Origin of the sequence: Ramlibacter sp. (assembly GCF_035706265.1) — a bacterium.
Lineage (GTDB): Bacteria > Pseudomonadota > Gammaproteobacteria > Burkholderiales > Burkholderiaceae_C > Ramlibacter.
The window spans coordinates 1-2,132 of sequence record NZ_DASSVG010000318.1; the positions used below are offsets into that span (position 1 = coordinate 1).

Consider the following 2,132-nt stretch of genomic DNA (forward strand, 5'->3'; position numbering starts at 1 on the left):
CGTGGTGCTGGTGTTCCTCGTCATGTACCTGTTCCTGCAGAACGCGCGTGCCACGCTGATCCCGACCATCGCGGTGCCCGTGGTGCTGCTGGGAACCTTCGGCATCCTCGCGGCGTTCGGCTTCTCGATCAACACGCTGACCATGTTCCGCATGGCCTTGTCGATCGGCCTGCTGGTGGACGACGCGATCGTCGTGGTGGAGAACGTCGAGCGCGTGATGTCCGAGGAGGGCCTGTCGCCGCGCGAGGCGACGCGCAAGTCGATGCAGCAGATCACCGGTGCGCTGGTCGCGATCGCGCTGGTGCTGGCCGCGGTGTTCGTGCCGATGGCGTTCTTCGGCGGCTCCATCGGCGTGATCTACCGCCAGTTCTCGATCACGCTGGTGTCGGCCATGGCGCTCTCGGTGCTGGTGGCACTGGTGCTGACGCCGGCGCTGTGCGCGACCATCCTCAAGCCGCTGCCGCCGTCGGGCCACGTCGAGCACAAGGGCTTCTTCAAGTGGTTCAACAAGTGGTTCGACCGCGGCCGCCAGAAGCACGCCAGCGGCCTGGACTCGATGCTGGCGCGCACCGGCCGCTCGATGCTGGTGTACGTCGGCATCGTCGTGGCGATGGGCCTGCTGTTCACGTTCGTTCCGAAATCCTTCCTGCCGAACGAGGACACGGGTTTCATCTTCGGCCAGGTGCAGACGCCGCCCGGCGCCTCGAAGGAGCGCACCTGGGAAGCGCTCGACAAGGCGCAGCAATATCTCAACGAGCACGAGAAGGATTCGATCGACGGCGTGTTCACCGTGAACGGCTTCAACTTCGCCGGCACGGGCCAGAATGCCGGACTGCTGTTCATCAAGCTCAAGGACTGGAGCGAGCGCACCCGGCCCGAGCAGCAGATCGGCCCCCTGCTGGCGCGCGCCAACCAGTTCTTCGCCAGCGTCAAGGACGCCAACATCATCGCGGTGCCGCCGCCCGCCGTCCTCGAGCTCGGCAACACGGCGGGCTTCGACATGATGTTGCAGAACCGCGGCGGTCTGCCGCGCGAGGCGTTCCTCGCGGCGCGCAACCAGCTGCTGGCCGAGGCCGCCAAGGATCCGCGCGTCACGGCGGTGCGTCCCAACGGTGTCGAAGACGCGCCGCAGTTCAAGATCGACATCGACCGCGAGAAGGCCAGCGCGCTCGGCGTGTCGATCGCGGACATCAACCAGACACTGCAGACCGGCTGGGCGTCCACCTACGTCAACGACTTCATCGACCGCGGCCGCGTCAAGCGCGTGTACGTGCAGGGCGAACCGGCGGCGCGCATGCAGCCCGAGGACCTGAATCGCTGGTACGTGCGCAATGCGCACGGCGGCATGGTGCCGTTCTCGGCCTTCGGCCACGGCGAATGGACGTTCGGTGCGCAGAAGCTGACGCGTTACAACGGCGTACCGGCATTCCAGATCCAGGGCGCGCCGGCGCCGGGACACAGCTCGGGCGAAGCCATGGCCGCAATGGAGGAGCTGGTCGCCAAACTACCGCAGGGCATCGGCCTGGAATGGAACGGCCTGTCCTATGAAGAGAAGAAGTCCGGCTCGCAGGCGCCGCTGCTGTACGCGTTGTCGCTGGCCATCGTGTTCCTGTGCCTGGCGGCACTGTACGAGAGCTGGTCGATTCCGCTCACGGTACTGCTGGTGGTGCCGCTCGGCGTGATCGGTGCGGTGATCGCCACGTTGCTGCGCGGCCTCACCAACGACGCCTATTTCCAGGTGGGCCTGCTGGTCACCATCGGACTTGCGGCCAAGAGCGCCATCCTGATCGTGGAGTTCGCCAAGGAGGGCTTCGACCATGGCCACGGTTTGGTCGAATCCGTGGTGCACGCGGCACGGCAGCGCCTGCGACCCATTCTCATGACCTCGCTGGCCTTCATGTCCGGTGTGCTGCCGCTCGCCATCTCCAGCGGCGCGGGTTCCGGTGCGCAGCACGCGGTCGGCACCGGCGTGATCGGCGGCATGCTGTTCTCGACCTTCCTGGCGGTGTTCTTCGTGCCGGTGTTCTTCGTCGTGGTGTTGCGCTATTTCAAGGTGAAGCCGGTCACGATGAAGATCGACGAGCCCACGGCCGACGAGCCGTACGCGAGCACCACGTGAAGCCGATGAGAGT

General features: G+C 66.1%; 1 protein-coding gene. It reads left to right on the plus strand.

Annotated features, from left to right (window positions below; all coding sequences use genetic code 11):
* A partial coding sequence (locus VFM98_RS11500; RefSeq protein WP_325110056.1) for an efflux RND transporter permease subunit occupies positions 1-2,119 on the plus strand: 2,119 nt, incomplete at its 5' end.
* Between the last annotated feature and the right edge of the window lie 13 nt (positions 2,120-2,132).